At 45.6% G+C, this 16,461-nt stretch carries 14 protein-coding genes and 1 tRNA gene; 11 read left to right on the forward strand and 4 right to left on the reverse strand.

Translation table 11 applies throughout. The features are described 5' to 3' along the window. The first annotated feature begins 6 nt into the window (after positions 1-6). The 8 genes from G598_RS0110415 (at position 7) to G598_RS0110455 (ending at position 9,993) form a co-directional block, all read left to right on the forward strand. Entirely contained in the window at positions 7-1,143 is a 1,137-nt protein-coding gene (locus tag G598_RS0110415) for an aminotransferase class V-fold PLP-dependent enzyme (protein ID WP_026766918.1), read from the forward strand. A 17-nt stretch (positions 1,144-1,160) separates the two neighbouring features. After that, complete coding sequence (locus G598_RS0110420) at positions 1,161-3,335, forward strand: DUF262 domain-containing protein (RefSeq protein WP_026766919.1); 2,175 nt, start codon at positions 1,161-1,163, stop codon at positions 3,333-3,335. 93 nt (positions 3,336-3,428) lie between these two features. Continuing rightward, positions 3,429-3,959: a hypothetical protein gene (locus G598_RS0110430; RefSeq protein ID WP_157833317.1), complete on the forward strand. Its 531-nt coding sequence runs from the start codon at positions 3,429-3,431 to the stop codon at positions 3,957-3,959. Positions 3,960-4,269: 310 nt separating this feature from the next. Continuing rightward, a complete protein-coding gene (locus tag G598_RS0110435; protein ID WP_026766921.1) occupies positions 4,270-5,313 on the forward strand; it encodes an ABC transporter substrate-binding protein in 1,044 nt (347 codons plus the stop codon). A gap of 212 nt (positions 5,314-5,525) precedes the next feature. Further along, positions 5,526-6,860 carry a 30S ribosomal protein S12 methylthiotransferase RimO gene (gene rimO, locus G598_RS0110440; protein WP_026766922.1) on the forward strand — a complete coding sequence of 445 codons (1,335 nt, stop codon included), beginning with the start codon at positions 5,526-5,528 and terminating at the stop codon, positions 6,858-6,860. Positions 6,861-6,877: 17 nt separating this feature from the next. Beyond that, a complete protein-coding gene (locus G598_RS0110445) occupies positions 6,878-8,455 on the forward strand; it encodes a DEAD/DEAH box helicase (protein ID WP_026766923.1) in 1,578 nt (525 codons plus the stop codon). Between the two features lie 75 nt (positions 8,456-8,530). Then, a complete protein-coding gene (locus G598_RS0110450) occupies positions 8,531-9,181 on the forward strand; it encodes a hypothetical protein (RefSeq protein WP_026766924.1) in 651 nt (216 codons plus the stop codon). 98 nt (positions 9,182-9,279) lie between these two features. After that, complete coding sequence (locus G598_RS0110455) at positions 9,280-9,993, forward strand: hypothetical protein (protein WP_026766925.1); 714 nt, start codon at positions 9,280-9,282, stop codon at positions 9,991-9,993. A gap of 57 nt (positions 9,994-10,050) precedes the next feature. Here the strand turns inward: G598_RS0110455 and G598_RS17710 are convergent, their stop codons facing one another. The 4 genes from G598_RS17710 to G598_RS0110475 all read right to left on the reverse strand — a co-directional run bounded on the left by G598_RS17710 (position 10,051) and on the right by G598_RS0110475 (position 14,173). Further along, entirely contained in the window at positions 10,051-11,313 is a 1,263-nt protein-coding gene (locus tag G598_RS17710; RefSeq protein ID WP_051180200.1) for a purple acid phosphatase family protein, read from the reverse strand. A 6-nt stretch (positions 11,314-11,319) separates the two neighbouring features. Further along, entirely contained in the window at positions 11,320-12,042 is a 723-nt protein-coding gene (locus tag G598_RS0110465; protein ID WP_037363937.1) for a TVP38/TMEM64 family protein, read from the reverse strand. Positions 12,043-12,152: 110 nt separating this feature from the next. Continuing rightward, positions 12,153-13,661 (reverse strand): IMP dehydrogenase, encoded by a 1,509-nt coding sequence (locus G598_RS0110470; RefSeq protein WP_026766927.1) that lies wholly within the window; start codon positions 13,659-13,661, stop codon positions 12,153-12,155. Positions 13,662-14,097: 436 nt separating this feature from the next. Beyond that, positions 14,098-14,173, reverse strand: a tRNA-Ala gene (locus tag G598_RS0110475). A gap of 155 nt (positions 14,174-14,328) precedes the next feature. On the opposite strand from G598_RS0110475, the gene ylqF reads away from it, so the two are divergent. The 3 genes from ylqF to G598_RS0110490 all read left to right on the forward strand — a co-directional run. Next, entirely contained in the window at positions 14,329-15,222 is an 894-nt protein-coding gene (gene ylqF, locus G598_RS0110480; RefSeq protein WP_026766928.1) for a ribosome biogenesis GTPase YlqF, read from the forward strand. Then, positions 15,215-16,003: a ribonuclease HII gene (locus G598_RS0110485; RefSeq protein ID WP_037363956.1), complete on the forward strand. Its 789-nt coding sequence runs from the start codon at positions 15,215-15,217 to the stop codon at positions 16,001-16,003. Before ylqF ends, G598_RS0110485 begins: the two co-directional genes overlap by 8 nt. A 135-nt stretch (positions 16,004-16,138) precedes the next feature. Continuing rightward, positions 16,139-16,461, forward strand: a 323-nt coding sequence (locus G598_RS0110490) for an RNA-guided endonuclease InsQ/TnpB family protein (RefSeq protein WP_026766930.1), incomplete at its 3' end; no start/stop codon positions are given.

The following is a 16,461-nucleotide window of genomic DNA, read 5'->3' on the forward strand; positions in this document are numbered from 1 at the left end:
ATAAATATGGCATATTTTAATAACGCTGCTACGACATACCCTAAGCCGGCGGCAGTGTATGAAGCAATGGATACGTTTTACCGGCAGAATGCCGGTAGCATGGGGCGTGGTGGTAAAGGCGAAAAAACTGGCGCTGAAATTGTGGCAGAAACAAGAATGATGTTAAAGGAATTGTTGCATGCTCCTAGTCATGAAGTGATTTTCACACCGACTGCGACATTGGCGTTGAATATGATTATTCAAGGCATGTTAAAGACAAATATCAAAAATGTTTATATCACGCCTTTTGAACATAACGCCGTAACGAGAGTACTCCATGCTTATAAAGACCAGATAAATGTGCAAGTGCTGGCAGTGAATAGCGATTGCTCCTTTGACCTGGAGCGTATCGGTTATCAATTCGCAGATTGTCAGCCGGATATGGTTATTATGTCCCATGCGAGTAATGTAATTGGGCTGATAACACCAGTAGCGGAGGTGTTTTCCTTAGCTAAAAATTATAATGCGGTGACTGTAGTAGATATGGCACAAACCGCAGGACTTGTGGATTTAGATATCACCCAAGCTAAATGTGATTTTGCAGTTTTTGCCGGGCATAAAACATTATATGGACCTACGGGGGTGTCAGGATTTTTGCTGAATCCAGCTGTTGATTTGCCAACCGTTTTATATGGAGGAACGGGAGTAGATTCAGCAAATCAAGATATGCCAGAAAATTTACCAGCCAGATATGAGATGGGAACACCGAATATGATGGCGATTGCTGGATTGTATGCAGCGTTGAAATGGTTAATTTCTAATGGGGTAGAATATTATAGTAATAATGATTTGAATAATCGACAGAGAATTTTAGCATTATTAGACAATTATGATTTTATCAATATTATAGGGGTTAATGAAAAAAATAAATATATAGGGATTGTTTCTTTTGTTATTGATGGCATAAGCAGTGATAGTATTAATCCTTTTTTTAGTCGTATGGATATTGACGTGCGTACGGGATTACAATGTGCACCTTTAGCACATAAATATTTGAATACTTATCCGGCTGGAACAATAAGAATAAGTCTAGGGTGTTTTAATAATGATGATGATTTCAATAAAATGAAGATAGCTTTTGACTATATAAGGGATAATATTTAAGGTTTGGAGGAATGATTATGATGTCCAACTTAGCAGAGATAATGGAAAAAATTGAAAAAAATGAAATTCTGTTACCCGATTTTCAACGAGACTTTGTATGGCGAGATGAAGAACAGCAGAAGCAGTTAATAGCATCTGTTTTATGTAAAATGCCGGTTGGAAGTATATTGTTGCTTGAGGCAAAACCTGATGATTATGCAGCAAATGTTATAGGTTGTGCTAAGAAAAAAGTGGAAACAAATGCCATGAATGCAGAGGTAGAGTTTCTATTGGATGGGCAGCAACGTATAACCGTTTTAGCTAATGTGTTTTCAAATGTAATACATGAAAATTGTAAAAAGGTTAGTGAATTGATTGCTCCAATGGCCTTAAAACGCAGATTCTTCTTAGCATTACCTAAATGGAAGAATAGACCTGATCGTGCAGAAGATTGGTTCGGGGTAAACAATCTTTGTTTTCCAATGAGTAATCCAGACAAAGACTTGCCGGAGTTTTTAACATCGCAAATATACAGCTATATTCATGTGGAAACTTTTACAGCTAATGATAAAAAGCCCTATAATCCTAGCCAAGAGTTGACACCGGCGTTAGATACGTATTGCTTAAATTCAGAAGATAAGTATTTAATACCACTGTTTTTACTTTGCCCTACGGAAAAGAAACAGACAAAAATTATTTTGCGGTTCAAAGAAATTATAGAATCGATTGCGGACAATATAAAAAAAGAAATTGTAAATCAATATATGTCATACGATAGCGATGTGGACAAGGAAAATTTTATAAAATATATATTTGAAGATGCAGAGGATATTGTTGGAAAAAGTGGCGATGAAAGAGATAAATATTTTGAAAATAATATAAATGAAAGACAACAGGTTTGGCAAGAAAAGATTAAGGAATATTTGAAAGCATGTGTATCCAAATTGGAACTTAATCAGATTAGGGTGAAGGCATCGCAGAGGGCTAGAGCTATTGATATATATGAAAATCTTAATCGTGGTGGGGTGTGTCTGAATACATTTGATTTACTTATGGCACGAGTGGCTAAAGTGAATAATAAGGAAAACTTTAATCAGCGAATAAAGCGGTTAATGCAGGAGAATAAAAAATATCCTGATAATGTTTTGCCTGATAACATAAAGTATATTTTATCACCAAAATTAAAAGATAATAGTTATAATGCTACTATGAGCATGGGTTGCTATAATAAAAATAAAAATGAAATAAGTTCTAAGTATGTTGATGTTTTTTTAGATGTTTTAGGTATTTGTTGCAGAGTGCCTGACTTGAAACCAGATGAAATAAAACTGGAATATATTAAAAAGAATTATATATTGGATTTAATGCCGGAACAAATAGATAAAAATTGCGATAAAGTTATAGTTGCAATAGATAGAGCGATGTATTTTTTGCAAACAAGATGTGGTGTAAGGACGATACAAGAAGTAAATTATTCGTTGATGATAGTATTGATAGCTATTGTTTTTTTTGAAGATACAAAATTCTTTTCGCGAGAAGTACATGAGTTGCTGGAAGGATGGTATTGGTCTATTTTATTTTCTGGAGAATATGATAAGGATCAAAATACTAATTTTATAAGTAACTTAAAAAATATATTAAAAACCATACGGAAAGATAAAGACTGTTCATGGATGGAGACTATAATAGAAAATGTATTCAAGTTAACTAATTTTTCTGATGAAAAATTATTGTTGATGGATAAGGCTGAAGATGATAGGTTGCCTAAAAATGTTCTAAAAATATTTATATGTCAGTATATGTTGTCTAAAACATATTGCGATATGTTTGACACAAATAAGAAGATTAGTGTGTTTGCTCAAGAGGCTAAGGATTTAGAAGCTCATCATATTGTCCCCTTGGGAGCAGCAAAAAATATAAAAGAATCCTCAGACGAATTGAGGGATAATCCCAAACATATTTGCAATTCACCTGTGAATTTTGTATTAATAACCAAACAATCTAATAAAATGATTTCGGATAAACCATTGGAGATTTATGCAAAAGAAATTAATGATCAAGTAAAGTCAGTGTTACATATAAATGATTATTTATCGAATGATGATGCTAATACAAACGAGAAAATCCATAAAATTCTAGAAAAAAGATTAAGTGGCTTACGTGGTGACGTCTTGAATACAATTCAGCATAATCTAGGAAACTGGAAATATTGATGCTTTTTAGTATTATTGCTAAATGATTGAGGGGGATGTTTATTTATAAATAACTCAAACTTCGCACATCCGAAACAAGCCTTCTATTTAGAGTTGCATGACGAAAATAAAGTTCAAAATATTGATGGGACTCAATATTACGATTACGTTTGGGACTATTTTTATGGAGGTGAAGGTTCATATTGTAAAGCAGCATCTCTAATGTGTGAGGGAATTGAAAATTTCTTGCGTGAAGGAACCTGGCATATTGGCATGCTCAAGGGAAATTTTGAGGATGGGAATGTAGAATTTCAGGAAAATGTATATGATGAGAAAGATGCCGATGCCCGTCCGGCTATGTACTTTGGATTTGATGAACCGTTAGAGTTATGGACAATAGACCCTAATATAGACAAAGAGGACGAAGAATTTGAAGATGGAATATCTTCATGGGATAATGCGCTAGAAGTTGATGAAATACTTGGTGATGATCCCTCATGGTGTATATCTACTTGGGCAGTAGAATGCGGTATATATTATCCGAAAAGAAGTGAAAGCTTTGAAAAATGTCCGATAGCTATAAATGAAAAAATGTCATATGAAGAAATACGTGCTGCTATAGTGAAATACTTATCTACGCTTTGACGAATTCACTGTTGGACTGTCGATTAGGGCGTGTTGAAAAACTCCCTATGTCGTTTTTTCCTTGTGAAAATGAATCAAAAATCACAACATATAGTGCAGTTGAAGAGCTTTTCAACACGCCCTAGTCAAATTTGACTGGTCAGCCCTTTGCTTTTCATGATATGCTATATTTTAATGATATCATAAAGTCGTGGGCAGTAGCGGCTGAGCGGTCACAAATGGCCGTGGTAATGCGAACGAATGTATTGCGGCAGGATTGTTCTTATGATAAAATAAGGAATGATTGGAGTTGTGAGCGAGGTATCGTTTGATGAGAAGGTATACATCCCTGCTGCTGACGGCTTTTTTGTTGTTTATTTTGGTTGTAGCAGGATCGGCGTATTTTGCTGGGACTGGACATGATGAAACAAACCGGCCTTTGCGGGAGATTGTGGTTTATACTACACTGCCGGCTGAACATGCAGCAATTTTAACTAGAGCCTATGAACAGTCGCATAATGTGCGCACAAACTTCGTGCCATTGTCCGCTGATGAGTTGTTGAAGCGTTTGCAGAAACAGGCAGAAGGGGCTGAGGATGGAACGGCAGCTATGGTTTTGGCCGATAAGGATACGCTGACAAAAGCTGCTGTTGCAGGTTATCTTATACCCTATATTTCCGAGGCAGGCGATCAGGTTCCGGAAAGTTTAAGACAGCAGGACGGCTATTGGATTGGCGTATGGTATGATCCGATTGTATTCTGTGTGAACAAAGATTATCTGCTGACCTTGTCTTTGGTACCAGATACTTGGAAGGAATTGGCGGCTCAGCAGAAAGTCCGCATTGGTATTACGGATTTTTTGGCAGCAGATGCATCGGCAAATCTTTTTATGAGTATGTTGGCCCAGTTTGGTGATGTGGCTACCTATGATATATGGAGGCAGATTCATCCAAAGGTGGTGCAGTATGCCCGCTATCTATCTAACCCGGTACGTCAGGCAGGCATGGGGGAAGTAGATGTGGCTATTGCTGTGGAGAGTGAGGTTATCCGCTATATGCAGGGGGGCTATCCTTTAAAGATTGTCTATCCTGCTGACGGTACAGCCGCTATGGTCACGGGGACTGGTATAGTCTATAAGGCGAAGACTGCCGATACAGTGGCGGCAAAGGAATTTGCGGACTGGCTGCTTTCGGATGAAGCACAACAGGCTTTGCAGAAACAAGATTTTTACTTTGTTCCTGCTAATCCGGGCACGTTGGCCTATAAGTCCTTTGCGGGGAAGAATATGATTCTCTTTGACCAGCCAGTAAATTTTACGGCACAGCAAAGGCATGATTTTTTGGATAAGTGGGTAAAAGAAATCCGATTTAAGTAATTATTTTTGTGTATTGTGATGTGCAGAGGATATTGTCTGCTTTGCAGACGGTATCCTCTTTTGTAATTCATGACGCAAAGTCCCGTGTCAATTTTCTTGTATTCCTTTCTTATTTTATGGTAAAATGATTGTTACGTGAGTTCGTAGGGGGAACCCCTCAAACGATAAAACATGTGTTTGTGTTAGTTTTATAGGACATTGGAGGTCTTTTTGTGAAAGCAGGTTTTATCAGTCTTGGCTGCTCCAAGAATCTGGTGGATACGGAAATTATGCTTGGTGAACTGAAGAACCATGGCATTGATTTGACGAATAATCCGGCGGAAGCCGATATTTTGATTGTCAACACTTGTGCCTTTATCCAGTCGGCGAAGGAAGAGTCCATCACCACGGTGCTCAACATGGCCGATTACAAGGAGTCGGGCCGCTGTCGCAGCCTGATTGTAACGGGCTGCCTGGGTCAGCGATATAAACAGGAACTCTTGGACGAGCTGCCGGAAGCTGATGCGATTTTGGGGACGGGTGCATGGGGCCGCATTATGGAGGCTGTGGAGGAAACGTTAAAGGGTCATCGCGTGGTCATCGCGGGTGAAGACGATACCCTTTATGATGCCAAGACGCCGCGTATCCGTACGACTCCGGATTATACGGCTTATGTCAAGATTGCCGAAGGCTGTGATAACCGTTGTGCTTTCTGTGCGATTCCACAGATTCGCGGCAAGTTCCGCAGCCGCAAGATTGAAGATATTTGCGCAGAAGTGGAGCAGCTTACCGAAAACGGTGTGCGGGAAGTTGTCTTTATTGCACAGGACAGCACCAACTATGGCCGGGATATCTACAAACGTCCGGCGCTTGCTGAACTGCTGCGTGAAGTGGTCAAGGTGCCAAAGCTTAAATGGGTGCGTACGCTCTATTGCTATCCGAAATTCTTTACGGATGAACTCATTGATGTGTATGCGACGGAACCCAAGGTCTGCAAGTATGTTGACCTGCCCTTGCAGCACGCGCATAACTCTGTGCTCAAGTCCATGCACCGTCCGGATACGCAGGAGCAGATGATTGCGCTGATTAAGAAACTGCGTGAGCGCATTCCGGGGGTAACGATCCGTTCGACATTTATCGTTGGTTTCCCCGGGGAAACGGATGCGCAGTATCAGACTTTGCGTAACTTCCTGATTGAGCAGCGCCTCGATAAGGTGGGTGTGTTCACCTATTCCCGCGAGGAAGATACTCCTGCTTATAATATGGAAAATCAGATTTCCGAGGAGGTTATGCAGGAGCGTTATCATGACCTGATGAGCGTGCAGAGCAAGATTTCTGAGGAAGTCAATCAGAGCTTTGAGGGGAAAGTCATCGAAGTTCTGGTGGAAGGCCGTGATGAAGGCCAGCCCAATATTGCGGTGGGGCGTTCTTACCGTGAAGCTCCGGAGGAGGTTGACGGGCAGGTTTATATCGAGGGCGATACGACCAGCAAACCTGGTGATATTATCAAGGTTCGCGTGTTGCAGGGCTTTACCTATGATGTTGTAGGTGAGCCGGTAGAAGAATAAATTTTTGGAGGAACTTTTTGAAACAGGAACTGAAAAACTTTGGTGAGATTGAACTGAGCCGCAAGGTGCTGCAGGCACTGCGGGAGATGGGATTTGAGGAGCCTTCACCGATTCAGGCGCAGACCATTCCGCTTACTTTGGAAGGGCATGATGTAATCGGTCAGGCGCAGACGGGTACGGGAAAGACGGCGGCCTTTGGCATTCCGACGGTGGAAAAGGTTACGGAAAAAATCCACAAGGTACAGGCGCTTATCCTGACACCGACGCGGGAACTGGCCATTCAGACGGCTGAAGAACTCAATAAAATCGGCAAGTTCAAGCGGGTGCGTACGCTGCCCATCTACGGCGGGCAGGCCATTGACCGGCAGATTCGCGCGTTGAAGCGCGGTGTGCATATTGTCGTCGGTACGCCGGGACGTCTGCTGGATCATTTGAATCGTGGTACATTGGAACTGGAAACGGTTCATACGCTGGTGCTCGATGAGGCCGATGAAATGCTCGATATGGGCTTTATCGATGATATCGAAAATATCATCCGCCAGATTCCGGACGGCCGGCAGACACTGCTTTTCTCGGCCACCATGCCGGCACCGATTGAAAAGCTGTCCCGCCGCTATATGCAGCATCCGCAGCGCATTACGATTACGAAGGAAAATCTCACTGTTCCTCTGATTGACCAGCTCTATTACGAGACGCGTGAAAAGTTTGAGGGGCTGTGCCGTGTGCTGGATGTGGAAGAGACAGGCAAGCTCATCATTTTCTGCCGCACGAAGCGGGCGGTGGACGATTTGACGGCATCTTTGGAGGCACGCGGTTACTCTGCGGGCGGCCTGCATGGTGATTTGTCGCAGATTCAGCGTGACCGGGTCATGAAGCGTTTCCGCGAGGGCCGTATTGATATTCTGATTGCGACAGATGTAGCGGCACGCGGCATTGATATTGACGATATCACGCATGTCATCAACTACGATATTCCGCAGGACCATGAATCCTATGTGCATCGCATTGGCCGTACGGGCCGTGCCGGGCGTAAAGGCGTGGCCATGACCTTTATCGAGCCGAAGGAATACCGTCAGCTGCGTTTGATTATGAAACTGGCGCATACGAAGATTCAACGCAAGGAACTGCCGACGGCCTCGGACCTCTTGGAACGGCAGAAGGATTTGGTGCAGGAACGCCTGATCAAGACCCTGCAGCAGAATCATTATGACGATTACCATGAGATTATCTCGGATGTGGCGGCTGAAGGCTTTGACTTGGTGGATATTGCAGCTGCTGCTCTGAAGCTTTCCCTGGAAGGCTTTAAGGACGAAAAGAACGATAACAACGGTTTCGGCGATACAGGCGGGGCACCGGGTATGGTGCGTCTGTTCCTGAACATCGGCCGCAGCCAGAAAATCCGTCCGGCAGATATCGTCCGCGCCATTGCCGACGAGGCCGACATTCCAGGCGCAACCATCGGTGTAATCAATATCTATGACAAGTTCACCTTCGTGGAAGTGCCGGAAGATGTAGCCGAACGCGTTATGAGCATTATGCACCGCAATACGGTGAAGGGCTGGAAGGTAAATGTGGAACCTGCCCGCAAGCGTTGACAGATATGATATAATCTTATCGTTAGAGAATAAATTCAGGAATCTCATTACTACTATAGAAAGAGGTAATGCACGATGAATAAGAAAGCAAAGATTATCGCAGCTTTGGGGCTTATGGGCGTTCTGTTTATGGGAACGGGCATGAATCAGGCTGATGCCAAAAAGAAAGCTCCGGCACAGACGGAACAGCAGGTGAAAGATGCACAGGCAGCGCTCAGTTATGTATATACCAGCAAGAAATATGGTTATACGATTAACTGTCCGAAGAAACCCAATGTCATTCCTGCTAGTGAGTTGTATAAAGACAAGGAAGGGGAAGTCCTGATTTTTGATAATGAGGGCTATGACATTAAAAATGCCTGGGTAGTAATCAAAGATGCTTTTGATACCCATAGAATGCCGGACTTGAATACGCTTAATGAGGAAGATGGCAGAAAGTATTTGTCTATCCTGATGCGTGCCAATGGTTATGAGGCTATGGAACTGATCAACCGTACGGAAAAGGATCGGGCAATCTATGCCATCACGGCCAAAGAAGTCGAGATTGATACAGATAATGATGGTGAGCCAGATATGACGGCAAAGGCTGATACGCAGATGGCGGTGACATTCTTCCGCGGTAATAAGGGCGGCTGCTACTCGATACAGCTTATCGACAATCCGGAATTGCGCGATGAAGCGGTAGATCTTTTCCAAAAGGGCGTTGTCAGCTTCAAGGAAAAATAAGCACAGTTAAAAAAGCGGCAGGACTTTTATACGGTCCTGCCGAATTTTATTTATGTTTAGAGAAAATTTTAAGCGCAGACTATTGGGGGATATGGTGCATGGAGTATGGCAGTAAAGCGGCCGGTATGGCCGTATTTATAGGTATGGTAATGGCAGGGAGTTTTGCTCAGGCTGCGGCAGGGACGGTTTCTACGGTGGATTCGCAGGAGCTTTTTCGTTCGCGGATGGTAGTGGATAACAAGGCGCCAAAAGGGCCTGATACAGCTCAGGCTGTGGATAATGCCGTGGCCAATTTACCTGAGTTGAATTCCCGCCTGCGTTGGGCGGCTGTAAAAACTTCGGTAGAACTGGCTGAGGAGAAAAAAGCTGCCCAGCGGCAGAATAAGGCGATTCCCATAATCATTACGGCAGCGGATATCGATAAAGAGCGGAAAGCGCAAAAACGTGGGGAAAAACCATCACTTATTACACCGCGGCCTGTTCAGCCGCCAAAAATAACATCAACTCCGGCTCCGGCAACTGTTGCCAAGCCTGCAGCGGTACAGCCTGTCCAACCGTTGCCCCGCCCGGTTGTATCGGCTGACGTAGTAGAATTGCCGCCGATTCAGCCGATAAGCAGTGTAGTACGAACGATTAAGCCTGAGGAAACGGTAGAATTGCCGCCGATAATGCCAGCAGTGCAGCCGCAGAAGACTGTACCGGTAGAAACGATTATGGAGGCTGTTGTGGAATCGACCAGTATTGAACTGGTGATTCATGATGTGGCAGACGAGAATCATGTGGAGTTGCCTGCGGTGCAGCCGGTAAGGTAACATGACCAGCCACCACGGGCTTACTGCGATATAATTGCTCTGCTTAGATAGGGCTTGTTATTGGTGGGGGAGTTCAGTGGTTTCTACGAGTTCGCCGGCTATGGTATAGCAGGTGATGGTCAGTTTTTCTGCACTGGCAGAAAGCAGCAGGTAATTTTCTGGCGTGGGCTGGTAGATGGCGGATTGGTCGAAGGTTTTGTCGGCAGGGACGTTGTACTGCTGGTTGCCGCAGGGACCGCTCATGATGTAGACAGGGCCTTTATCGGCTGGTTTCAGGTGGTAGATATGTCCCCGGTTGCGGTAGGTGTGCATATGGCCGGTCAACACTAAATCGATGTTTAATTCATCAAAGAGGGGCATAAAGGCATAGCCTGCATCGCTGATGCCCATCATGGTTTTTGTTCCTTCCTGATATTCGTCATAGGCCAGCACATCTTTGTGCATCAGGACCACCCGCCATTTGGCTGGGTGGTTTTTTACGTCCTGTTGCAGCCAGGTTTTTTGTTTCTCCAGCAGGTCGGGGTGAATATCTTTCAGCTCCAGCATTTGCGTGTTGAGGACGATGAAATGTACGGGGCCGTAGTCGTAGGAATAGTAGTAATTCTGCAGTTCCGGGTCGCCGTTGGCGGGCAGGTTGTAGCTTAGTTCATAGCGGCGCGGGCGGCAGAATTTCCATAGCAGGCTGTAACATTCGTGATTGCCCATTACCGGAGTGAATAATTTTTGTGGCAGGATATCGGCAATCGCGGCGAAGAAATGCTGCCACTGCCATTCCTGCTGTCCGTTATCCACGATATCACCGACAATGGCAAAGAATTGCGCATCGGGGTGACGCCGCCAGGCAGTGCGGAAATTCTGGCCCCAGCCAGCATAGGTCTGGCCGCATTGGGAGTCGCAGAAGATAAGCGCAGAAAAATCCGTGATTTCAGCGGGGGCGGTGGTAAACTCCTGCCACTCGGTGGCGCTATTGCCCTGCCAAATGCGGTATTGGTAAGTTGTGGCGGGCGTAAGATCTTTTAGATACGCAGTATAATAGTAGTTCGTAATCCGGTCTTCGTTTAAACTTTCCATTTTGACCGGCAGGCTTTGCGGAGGATTGTCTGCTGTTTGATATTGCAGACGGCAGCCATCCAATGGTGTTTTGCTCTGCCACATAATGGTACGGGAATTGCGTGGGTCAGCGGTGATGAGCTGACGCAGAGCCTCAATGGGTTGTGTCCCGCTGGCAGCAGCCGCCAGTTTGGGGAAGGTGTTTTCCAAGCCCAAAAACAGAGCGATTTTTCCGGTTAAAGCAATGAATTCACGGCGTGAAATTCGCAAGGCAACTCACTTCTTTCTTTGCTCATGGCGTTCATACAGCCATGCGCCAACAATAAGCACGATGGCGAAAATAATGACCACAATCATGCGGGTCGGGTCTTCCTGCTGGGTGATGGCATCGTGGCCGATAATGGCTTCAATGCCGGTAGAGGGAAACTTGCCGACAAAAGAGGCGATAACGTAATCGCGGAAACGCATGGCTGAGAGGGCGCCGATGGCGTTCAGCATCACGGACGGCAGATAGGGCACCATGCGGGCAATCAGCATGACCACAAAGCCACGGCTGCCGCTGTACTTGTCCAGATTCGCCAAGGTCTTGTTGCGGCTGATGATTTTTTCCGCAGCCTCCCGGAAGAAAAAGCGCAGCAGGATAAAGCTGATGGCAACGCCGACGGTTTCGGCAACTACGGAGAGGAAAATGCCCCAGCCAATGCCGAAGATCAGCGTATTGGCGGTAGAAAAGATGATGGCGGGCGGAAAGCCCAGCGCGTTGACAAAGAGGGTCAGCAGGAAACTGAATACTACCGCTCCGGAACCAAAGGAGGCAATGTAATCCGCTGTTTCCTGAATATCTCCGCGGGCCAGCAGACCGCACATATGGGGCAGGAAGGCTGGATTGAGCAGATGGATGACGACAAACAGCAAAACAATGGCGGCCAGTGCCCCCAGTTTTACGACTTTTAACGATTTCGTGAATTGCAAAGCGATTCCTCCTAAATGGTGTTGCATTTATGTTTTTAGTATAACACGAATGCGCGAAAGATTACCATTAAATTAGAAAAAAGCCCTGCCGGCATGAAGGTTGCCGGCAGGGCTTTGGGTTATTTTTTTGTCAAAGATTAATCTCTGCCCAGACGGTCGCGCAGGATTACGTCATGGGAACCGCCTTCCACGATACTGGTTGCCGATACCAACGTGAGTTTTGCCTTATCACGGAATTCCGGCAGGGACAGCGAGCCGCAGTTGCACATGGTGCTGCGAATCTTGGCCAGTGTCGTGCCAACATTGTCTTTCAGGGGGCCGGCGTAAGGAACATAGGAGTCAACGCCTTCTTCGAAGGAGAGTTTCTTGGAACCGCCCAAATCGTAGCGCTGCCAGTTGCGGGCACGATTGGAACCTTCGCCCCAGTATTCCTTGTAGTAAGTGCCGTTGACTTTGACCTTGTCCGTCGGGCTTTCGTCAAAGCGGGAGAAGTAGCGGCCGAGCATCAGGAAATCTGCGCCCATAGCCAGAGCTAAAGTCATGTGGTAGTCGTGAACGATACCGCCATCGGAGCATACGGGAATGTAGATGCCCGTTTCTGCATAGTACTTGTCACGTTCGCGGCAGACATCGATAAGGGCTGTTGCCTGACCGCGGCCAATACCCTTGGTTTCGCGGGTGATGCAGATGGAGCCGCCGCCGATACCGACTTTGATGAAGTCAGCGCCAGCTTCAGCCAGGAAGCGGAAGCCTTCACCATCAACAACGTTGCCGGCACCGACTTTGACATCTTCGCCGAAGTTCTCATGGATGTATTTGAGGGTGATGCGCTGCCATTCGGAGAATCCTTCCGAAGAGTCAATGCAGAGGACGTCTGCACCAGCTTTTAAGAGGGCAGGAACGCGTTCTGCGTAGTCGCGGGTGTTGATACCAGCACCTACGATATAGCGCTTGTTATCATCAATGAGTTCGAGCTCATTGTCTTTGTTGGCATTGTAATCTTTACGGAAGACCATGTAGCGCAGGCGCTGGTTCTGGTCGATAATCGGGAGCATGTTGAGTTTGTTTTCCCAGATGATATCGTTGGCCTGAGCGATGGTGGTTACTTCTTCGGCTTTGGCATAAACGAGATTTTCAAACGCCGTCATGAATTCGCTGGCCGGCGTGTCCATGGACATACGGGAAACACGGTAATCACGGCTGGTCACGATACCCAGGAGTTTGCCGTTAGCTGTGCCGTCTTCCGTAACAGCCATCGTGGAGTGCCCAGTATCCTGCAGCAGGTCGAGAATTTCGCCCAGAGTAGTGGAGGGCTTGATGTTGGAGTCACTGCTGACAAAACCGGATTTATAATGTTTTACCCGGGAAACCATAGCGGCTTCATCTTCGATACTCTGCGAGCCATAAATGAAGGACACACCGCCTTCTTTGGCCAGTGCGATAGCCATGTTGTCATCGGAAACCGCCTGCATGATGGCAGAGGTCATGGGGATGTTCATGGTAATCTTCGGTTCCTCTCCCTTGCGGAACTTGACCAGCGGTGTCTTCAAGGAGACGTTTGCCGGAATGCATTTGTCCGAGGAATAGCCGGGAACGAGGAGATACTCGCCAAAAGTGTGTGATGGTTCTTCAAAATAGAATGCCAACTTAACCCCTTCTTTCTGTAGATGTTCATATTGTGGAAAGCTTTACAGGCGGTCATTGCCGTCATGTATATTGTTTTATATCTTAATATATAGGGCAGGGCGCTGTCAATCGGAAAATAAAATTTATGTTACAACTTTACACTCAAACAGAAAACTAGCAGCTTACCGTTCATGGTTATGCTGCTAGTTGTTTGTCATATATTCTGTTTTCATCTTGTTTATGGGTACCAATCTTACGGGCCCATTGGACTCCCCTCCTTCACGAGCCAAAGATGCTGCCAAGCTTGAACATTCCTACGGCTAGCTATTACCTTTTTCGGTCAGTTCAACCTTTAGCTTGGATTCATAATATCACAGAATAAACATAAAGTCAATAATTTTCTGACACAGGCTATGCAAATAAAACGGTCACAAATCGTGACCGTTAAAAATCAAATGGTGGAGACAAGGAGGATCGAACTCCTGACCTCTTGCATGCCATGCAAGCGCTCTCCCAGCTGAGCTATGCCCCCGTGATGTTCGCTTGTTTCGCGTCATCAACGAGTATTAGTATACGGGATAATATCTATCTTGTCAATAACTTTTTTATTTTTTTACAGAATTTTTTTCAAGGGCGAAATATGGTACAATGATAAGCACAGATGATAATGTAAGAGGAGAATAATTAATGGAAAAACAGGATATTCCCAATCTGCAGTGGTTCCCCGGGCATATGAAAAAAGCCCAGCGGCTGATTGAGGAAAATTTGAAACTGGTGGATGTGGTCATTGAACTATTGGATGCGCGTATTCCCTTGAGCAGTGCCAACCCCATGCTCGCAGAAATCATCAAAGGCAAGCCGCGTATGATTGCCCTGAATAAAGCTGACCTCGCTGACAGTGCCAGCACGAAAAAATGGCTGGATTACTTCAAGAGTCAGAATGTGCCGGCGGTTGCCATTGACTCCATGAAGGGCAAGGGCATGAAACAGCTCGTAAAGGTGGCAGAAGATTTAGCTCGTCCCAAGACGGAAAAATTTGTCAGCAAGGGGGCAAAGCCGCGGGTGGCCCGTTGCATGATTCTGGGCATTCCTAATGTGGGAAAATCCTCTCTGATCAACCGGCTGGCTGGTGCGGTAAAGGCTAAGGCTGCCGATAAGCCGGGTGTCACCCGTGCCAAGCAGTGGATCAAGATTGGTACGAATTTGGATTTATTGGATACGCCGGGTATCCTCTGGCCGAAGTTCGAAGACCAGACTGTAGGGTTGAAACTGGCCTTTACCGGCGCAATCAACGATGATATTTATGATCGGGAAAAGGTAACAGCCCTGCTGCTGGGCATTATGCGCCGCGATTATCCGGAACGGCTGGCCGAGAGGTTCAAGCTCACGGGCGATGTGCCGGAAGACGGGCTGGAAATATTGGAACTTATCGGCCGCAAACGGGGCTGTCTCGTCAAGGGCGGTATCGTGGATTTGGAAAAAGCACAGAATATCGTCTTAAATGAATTCCGTGCCGGAAAACTCGGATTGGTAACATTAGATGAAGTTCCTGCAGAAAATGGTGAAAAAAGTAGTGAATGATTTAAGCAAATATACGATAAAACAAGTAGAGGAGTTTTTTGCGCAGGGGCAGGTAACAGAAGAATTTTTGGAGGCCTGCGCGCAGGACAGCCGTAAGGCGGTAGGGACGATCCTGCGCCGCTATCAGCGGGAGCAGCAGGACAGGGAGCGCGTCAGCGCTTTATACAGCTATGAACGGGAGTTTTGGGCCAAGGGCTGTGAATGGGTTGCTGGTGTCGATGAAGCCGGACGAGGCCCCTTGGCGGGGCCAGTGTCTGTGGCGGCGGTTATCCTGCCGCATGAGCTGTATTTGCCCAAGATCAACGACTCCAAGAAAATTTCGGCTAAAGTGCGGGAAGAACTCTACGATGAGATTATGGACAAAGCCGTTGCGGTCAAAGCGGCTTTTGTCGATGCCAGGACTATTGACCGGGTAAATATCTATCAGGCGACCATTAATGGAATGTATGAATCGATTTTTGGGTTGAAACAGGAGCCGCAGGCAGTGTTGATTGATGCGGTGAAGCTGGAAAATTTGAATGTACCTTCTCTTTCCATTATCAAAGGTGATGCAAAATCGGTCTCTATTGCAGCGGCTTCCATCATTGCTAAGGTTAATCGTGACCGGCTGATGGATAAGTACGACAAAGAATATCCGGAGTACGGTTTTGCACATCATAAGGGATATGGTACGGCAGAACATATAGCTGCTTTGCGGCAGTATGGTCCATGCCCTATACACCGCCATTCCTTTGAGCCGATTCGGTCTATGGTCGATGTCACAATGCAGGTTCCGTTTTAACCTAATCCGCCAGAAGTCCTCAACCTCTTAGGTGGGGGATGAAGGCGGGTATGGCGAATTTACGTAAGTAATTGAGCCATACGATACTTTGTGACTTTTTTGTGATAAAATATTGGTAGGAAGGCGGTGATTATAGTGAATAAGGCATACCGATATAGGTTATATCCAACACCTGAACAAAAGCATATGTTTGCTAAGACTTTCGGCTGTGTTCGATTCATCTATAACAAGATGCTTGGCGACCGCCTTGACTACTACAAAGAGACAGGTAAGAAACTGAACAATACCCCGGCACAATATAAGGAAGAATTTCCTTGGCTGAAGGAAATTGACAGTCTTGCTCTTGCAAATGCACAGATGAACCTGAACAAGGCATACAACAATTTTTTTAGCAACCGAAAACATTTCGGCAAACCGCACTTCAAGTCTAAGAAGACAGGACACTGCTCATACTCTAC

Source organism: Selenomonas ruminantium subsp. ruminantium ATCC 12561 (assembly GCF_000424065.1).
Taxonomy (GTDB): domain Bacteria; phylum Bacillota; class Negativicutes; order Selenomonadales; family Selenomonadaceae; genus Selenomonas_A; species Selenomonas_A ruminantium.